The organism is Pseudomonadota bacterium, assembly GCA_039714795.1.
GTDB lineage: Bacteria > Pseudomonadota > Alphaproteobacteria > JAGOMX01 > JAGOMX01 > JBDLIP01.
This window is the reverse complement of sequence record JBDLIP010000101.1, coordinates 1-6,661: the sequence shown is the minus strand read 5'-3', so window position 1 is coordinate 6,661 and position 6,661 is coordinate 1. Positions and strand designations below refer to the sequence as shown.

The following is a 6,661-nucleotide window of genomic DNA, read 5'->3' as shown; positions in this document are numbered from 1 at the left end:
GAAGTATCAAGTCAATATGCGAAAAACTCGGGGTCAATAGAACGGGCCTCATCAGTGGATATCTCAATGACCTTGTGCAAACAAATTTTGTGGCAAGAGATTTTACCTGGCACTTTAAAAAGGGGGAGCCATCTTTGTTGAGCAAATTTAGGCTCAGCGATAATTATTTACGATTTTATCTTAAGTACATTGAAAAAAATTTACCCCTGATTGAGCAGAGAAGCTTTCAAGAAAAATCTCTAAATAATCTTAATGCGTGGACTGCAATTCTTGGATTGCAGTTTCAAAATCTTGTTTTGCACAATCGTGTCCATATTCGTAAATTGTTAGGAGTTTCAATCGAAGATATGGTAATCGACAACCCCTATTTCCAACGTGCAACGGCCACACATCAGGGATGCCAAATTGATTATATTATCCAAACCAAACTGAATAATTTATTTGCCTGCGAAATCAAATTTTCGAGCAGAGAAATTGGCATAGGTATCATAGAAGAGATGGAACAAAAATTAACGAACCTGCAATTACCAAAAGGGTTTTCCTGTTGGCCAGTATTGATTCATGTTAACGGCGTCAGTGATAAAGTGGAAGATAGTAATTATTTTTTCAAAATAATTGATTTCGGCGAGTTATTGGAAAACCAAAAATTTTATTAATTGGTGATATGCGTGCTGGTTAGCTCTCTGCCGGCCTGATGCCAGGGGTTCACTTTAGGTTGCACTTTAGTCAGCAGAACTCTCATTGAGATAATCTCTTATGGTTTCTAGGGTAATGTGGCTGCCCTCTAGGTTGGCTTCACGAATATACGCACGAACAATTTTGATGCCATTGTACACTCCTTAAGCTCTTGGTTTTTAGCTGCTAAGAAGTACGATTTTATATGAGGCAACAGGGCCTAAGTAGTTAGATTATTTATGAGGCAATGCGATAGGTAATTCTAATTATCGCTGAACTGCAACAAACAAGTAACAAAAAGAAAAGCAAAAGGGTATAAGAATAAATCGTTTAAAACGATGGTTTATTTACTTGCTGGAAATTTGGATTTTTACCAACTGAAACTACGCTGTTCGCCTACCTAAAATTCAGCTTACCCACTCAAAACGCAAAAGAGCCAATTTTTGAGTATACTGAAGCTGAATCAAACTGTTACAAAAGTAAACTGCGCGCTTTTCGTTACCATAAAACTCAACAGTTTGATTCGAGCCACGAGTGTAGCATATTTTTACTGAACGGCCCTGTGTAATATTTTTGAAAAATCGATGATATTTGCAAAATATTCTGCTTCCACTAGGTGGTTACTCACGCCGTTGACATGGATTAGCACAGGCCTTATAGAAAAAGCCTTTGGGGTTTTTATTGCCTCAACTTTTTTCTGGACTTCTGTGATAACGTTTGAGGAAATATGGTTTTTTGAAAATTTGATTTCGCATAGATAGATGGTTCCAAACTTAGTTTGAATCATATAATCAATTTGACAGCCCTTTTGGATTAGGGTTTTGCGTTGAAAATATGGATTGGCAGCAACAATTTCCTCTTGTCTTAAATTTAGTGCCTCATAGATAAATGGTGCATTATTGATGACGAAATTTTCAAATTGTAAGCCCATAATAGATTCCCATCCTTGAAGGCTTGTAAGGGAAGGGGGAGTGAAATGTCCCCTTTGAATTTTTGTTAGATGCTTATTGACATATTTTATATAAAATCTTACGTAATTATCACTTAATCGGTATTTACTTGATTTTGAGTCAATACCGGATAAAAGGTTCCAAGCATAATCTCGTACAACGAATCCTGCAAGTTCAAGTTCGTTTAAATATTCACTCATTCTACCACTTTGCTGTATTTTTAGATCTTTACATATTTCTTTAATTTCCTTGCTTCCTTTTACCAGTGACTTTACTATTTTTTTATACATTGCACTGTTATGTAAAAATAAATCTGAAAAAATATTGTTAAATTCATTTACGAGTAACCCACCTTCAGAAAAGCACATTCTTTTAATATTGTCTTCCGCTGTTACCGTGGTGTCGATTTCCTCTAAATATCTTGGGACTCCACCTGTTACTGCTAAAATCTTAAACTTTTCAAAGGCAGAAACCTTTGCCTTTTTTGGCCAGAATAGATTGCAGTCTTGTATGGGAAGTTCTCTAAGCGTCAAGGTATAGGATATTCGTCCTAGAAATCCTGTGCTACTGAGAATATTTTTTTCGATCCATGATGATGCAGAGCCACAAATAACAAAAATGAGTTGATCATTTTTTTTGAAATGCATATCCCAGGTTGTCTTCAGTTTCCCAAGAAAATCTGGGTCCTTTGATCCCATCCAAGAAATTTCATCAAACAGTATTATTGTGCGACCATGTTTTGTTTTTTGGGCAAGAAGCAAAAACAGAGTGTTCCAATCATCAGACTTAATACCAGGAAGTTTCATATGTTGCCCTAACTGTAAGGCAAACTCATCTCTCTGGGTTTGGGCTGTTGTATGAGGGGTTGGAGGAATTCCAGTAAACGAATAGAATTTGAAGGGGCTGGCAAACTCTTCGATTAACCGACTTTTACCAATGCGCCTTCTTCCTTTGACTACAATGAGTGAGGCTGTTTTTTTTTGCAAAAATCGGTTTAAATTTTCGAGCTCTTTTTGTCTACCTATAAACATTCATGTTGCCCTTCCTTTGATAACTAATACCATCTTATCACTAGATTTTTGTACTGTAAACTATTTTTGTACTATAAATCGAGAAAAAACGATTTGCAGTACAAAATTTTGATATCAATTTTGTACTGCAAATCGAGAAAAACCGATTTACAGCACCAGATTTTAAGAGAAATTTTGTACTACAAATTGTTTTTTCTCGATTTGTAGTACTGATAGCTGACGGTTACGGGTAACCTGTGGATAACTTTGTGGATGATTGTCCCATCTAATCCCATTGACTCCCATGAAATCCCATGTTATCCCATATATGCAAGGTGTGAATAACACTATGCAATAACACTGTGCAATAACACTGTGCATATGTGTGAAAAATTTCTAACAAAGGGCACGAAAGGACAAAAGTCGCCATGGCGTTGTTTTTATCAACTTTTGTGAACAAGATTGACAAGAAAGGACGGATTTCTGTGCCGGCGACGTTTCGTGCTGCCTTGGCCCCAGAGTCCTTTCAAGGAATCGTGACCTTTCGTTCTTATAAATACAATGCCATTGAAGCCTGTGGTCTCTCACGCATGCAACGCTTAAGTGAAAGCGTGGATGATCTAGACTCTTTTTCTGATGCCCAGGATGATCTGACTGCCACTATTTTTGCTGATTCCATTCAGTTGTCTTTGGATGGAGATGGACGGATTACCTTGCCGCAAAGCCTGCGTGAGCATGCAGAAATCACAGATGCAGCAGCTTTTGTTGGCCGTGGGGCTACCTTTCAAATCTGGCAACCAGCAGCGTTTGAAGCGATGCAACAACAAGCCCGTGAGCGAGTGCGGCAACAAAAAACCACAATACGTTTGAAAGCTGGTAGCGCTGCCGAAAAGGAGGTTGGTTGAGATGGAGGATGGGTCCAAACTCGTGCACGCTCCCGTAATGCTCACTGAAGTGCTAGCAGCCTTGGCTCCCCATGATGGTGGTATTTATGTTGATGGGACCTTTGGCAGGGGTGGGTACAGTCGCGGTATTCTTGAAGCGGCTGATTGCCAGGTGTGGGGTATTGATCGTGATCTAGAGGCCGTAGTTGCAGGACAAGAGTTGATGCAAAGCTGGCCCGGTAAGTTTCATATGCTCAAAGGGCGATTTTCCGAAATGATTGAGCTCTTGGCGCAACGTGACATCACTCAAGTCGATGGGATTGCCTTGGACTTAGGCGTGTCTTCGCCGCAATTAGAGCAAGCCGAACGGGGCTTTTCGTTTCGAATCGACGGACCCTTGGACATGCGGATGGGAGATGCGGGTGCAACTGCTGCTGATATCGTCAATTCTATTGATGAAGCGGAGTTAACCAGAATCATCTGGGAATACGGTGAAGAACGTTTTTCTAGGCGGATTGCTAAAGCCATTGTGCAAGCTAGAAAAGTACAACCAATTACTAGAACAGTACAGTTGGCGGAGATAGTGTGCAGCTGTGTACCAGCAGCTGGCAAAATTCACCCCGCCACGCGGACCTTTCAAGCCTTGCGGTTGTACGTTAACGAAGAATTGCAAGAACTGGAAGCAGGTTTGCAGGCCAGTGAAGCTTTGTTAGCGCAGAATGGGCGCTTGGCTGTGGTGGCATTTCATTCATTGGAAGATCGTCGCGTGAAGACTTTTTTAAAAGAAAAAAGTGCTAAATCTGGGGGAGGCTACCGACATTTGCCACCACCTCAGCAACTTCCAGAGCCAACGTTTAAGTTGTTGTGGGCTCGGGCGAAACGTCCAACAGATGCTGAAATTGCTGCCAATCCACGAGCGCGGTCTGCGCGCTTGCGAGCGGCAATGCGCATCAACAATAAGATAGGATGGGAGTCATGATCAAGAAATGCATAAGTGGATTTGCTTTGGTATGTATCTTAGGCCTTGGTGGTTCTATCTTCTATATCAAGTATCAGGTGCTTGCTCTTGAAAGCTCGTTGTTGCAAATGCAACGACAGATTTATCATGCAAAAGAGTCGGTGCATTTGTTGCATGCAGAGTGGGCTTATCTAAATGAGCCAAAGCGTTTACAAAAGCTTGCACTGCATCATTTGAACCTAAAACCAGCGCGTCCAATGCAGTTGGTTGCGGTACAAGCTTTAAGGCCGGTATCAAAGCCAGATTTACTAGAAAGCTGTGAGACGATGTTGTGTCAAAATCAGATGGCCGTGACACTGGTGCAGTAACACTTATTTGCCATGCCTGATCCGCTACCGCCCCCTCTGCCACATCGCTCGTTAAAATCAAATTTTATCAGCCTTGGTCAGGCGCTTACCACTGCTCGGCGGCGCATGTTTGTGATAGCAGGTGTCTTTGGACTATGTTTTCTAGCAGTTGTCTTGCGCTTAGGGGATGTGGCTTTGTTGCAAGAGGGTAGTGAATTGTGTCTGGCAGCAAGAGATCGAGCTCGGGATTTTCAGTTGGGGCGGGGCGATCTGTTGGATCGCCATGGTCAAATTTTGGCTACCAGCATTTTGACCTCATCGCTTTATGCAACGCCAAAGATGGTGTTAGATAACCAAGAAACAGTCAAGAAACTGCGTCAGGTTTTGCCTGATATTAATGCAGCTCGACTGTTGAAGCGATTGAAATCAGCTAAAGGTTTTGTCTGGCTGGAGCGTCACCTGACGCCTCGTCAGCAAGCGGATGTGCTGCGTTTGGGGGTTCCGGGGGTGAGTTTCATGCCGGATCAGCGTCGGGTGTATCCTTTGGGCGCTTTGACCTCGCACGTAGTGGGGATGGTTGACATTGATGATCAGGGGATTTCAGGTTTAGAAAAAGGTCTAAATTCCAGACTTCAGGACAATAAAGGTGCAGTTCATACTACACTGGACCTTCGATTACAGCACATTTTGCATGATGAGATACAAAAAGGTATGCAAGAGTTTTCAGCACGTGGTGGCAGTGCCATGGTGATGGACATTCGCACCGGTGCGGTGCTGGCAATGGTGTCATTGCCGGATTTTGATCCCAATAGGCGCGCGCCAAGAAATCGCCAAGCGCTTTTCAACTGTAATACCTCTGGGGTATATGAAATGGGATCGACCATGAAAGTGTTAACCATCGCAATGGCCCTGGATTCGGGGCGCGTGACTATAGATAGCAAATTCGATGCCAGCAAACCGATTAAGATCGGGCGATTTACTGTGACGGATTATCGCGGTAAGAATCGTGTTATGGATGTAGCAGAGATTTTTATGTATTCTTCTAATATTGGTACAGCTAAATTAGCCTTAAAAATGGGCGAGCAAGCCCATGTTGGTTTTTTAAAAAAGTCTGGGTTGTTTACTCAGCCTGCGTTTGAAATTCCTGAGGTAGGCGCACCGATTGTTCCAAAAAAGTGGCCTGAGATTCGCCGCATAACTGTCTCTTATGGGTATGGCTTAGCGGTGTCGCCGTTGCAGATCATCTGTGCTATTAGCGGAGTTTTGCGGGATGACGGAGCTGTGCCACAACCAACTCTTTTGTTGGAAAAAGTAGGAACTCAGCCGGTATTTCCATTGGTTTCCCCGCATACAGCAAAGCACATGCGCGCTTTAATGCGGCGCATGGTCGAAGAGGGGACAGGGCGCAAAGCAAAGGTACCTGGAATTGTCGTTTATGGTAAAAGCGGAACAGCCAATGCCCGAAGAGCCAGGGGACGGGGCTACCAAAAGAAAGATGTGAATACTGCTTTTGTGGGAGTCTTTCCCGAAGTTCCTCGCTATGCTGTATACGTTAGATTAGATAATCCAAAGGGCAGCAAAGCCACGTTTAATTTCAATGCGGCGGGTTGGAACGCTGCGCCCGTAACCGGCCGGATTATCCAGCGCATAGTGACAATTCTTGGTCTTGAGCCAGATCATGTGGAGCAAGAGAAAGAGGGACCGTTGGTAAAGCGTTGGCTCGCAAAGCAGCGGTTGTCTTAGGAAGGCTGGAGAAATAAAGTTGACAATTTAATTAAAATCTTATATATAATCCGGGATGACCAGTGCCAAAGAGCAACAAGAAATTATTATCCGC

General features: G+C 42.7%; 6 protein-coding genes. 5 read left to right on the top strand and 1 reads right to left on the bottom strand.

From position 1 onward, the window contains the following. On the top strand, positions 1-656 hold a 656-nt coding region (locus ABFQ95_06975; protein MEN8237263.1), incomplete at its 5' end, for an ATPase. A gap of 566 nt (positions 657-1,222) precedes the next feature. Here ABFQ95_06975 and ABFQ95_06970 read toward each other — a convergent pair. Beyond that, positions 1,223-2,656 (bottom strand): ATP-binding protein, encoded by a 1,434-nt coding sequence (locus ABFQ95_06970; protein MEN8237262.1) that lies wholly within the window; start codon positions 2,654-2,656, stop codon positions 1,223-1,225. A 407-nt stretch (positions 2,657-3,063) separates the two neighbouring features. Between ABFQ95_06970 and mraZ the strand changes: the two genes are divergently transcribed. The 4 genes from mraZ to ABFQ95_06950 are packed head-to-tail and all read left to right on the top strand — an operon-like array spanning position 3,064 to position 6,567. Further along, complete coding sequence (mraZ, locus tag ABFQ95_06965; GenBank protein MEN8237261.1) at positions 3,064-3,540, top strand: division/cell wall cluster transcriptional repressor MraZ; 477 nt, start codon at positions 3,064-3,066, stop codon at positions 3,538-3,540. A 1-nt stretch (position 3,541) separates the two neighbouring features. After that, positions 3,542-4,498, top strand: a complete 957-nt coding sequence (gene rsmH / locus ABFQ95_06960; protein MEN8237260.1) for a 16S rRNA (cytosine(1402)-N(4))-methyltransferase RsmH — start codon at positions 3,542-3,544, stop codon at positions 4,496-4,498. Next, a complete protein-coding gene (locus ABFQ95_06955) occupies positions 4,495-4,845 on the top strand; it encodes a hypothetical protein (protein ID MEN8237259.1) in 351 nt (116 codons plus the stop codon). Before rsmH ends, ABFQ95_06955 begins: the two co-directional genes overlap by 4 nt. A gap of 12 nt (positions 4,846-4,857) precedes the next feature. Then, positions 4,858-6,567, top strand: a complete 1,710-nt coding sequence (locus ABFQ95_06950) for a penicillin-binding protein 2 (protein ID MEN8237258.1) — start codon at positions 4,858-4,860, stop codon at positions 6,565-6,567. Positions 6,568-6,661: the final 94 nt, after the last annotated feature.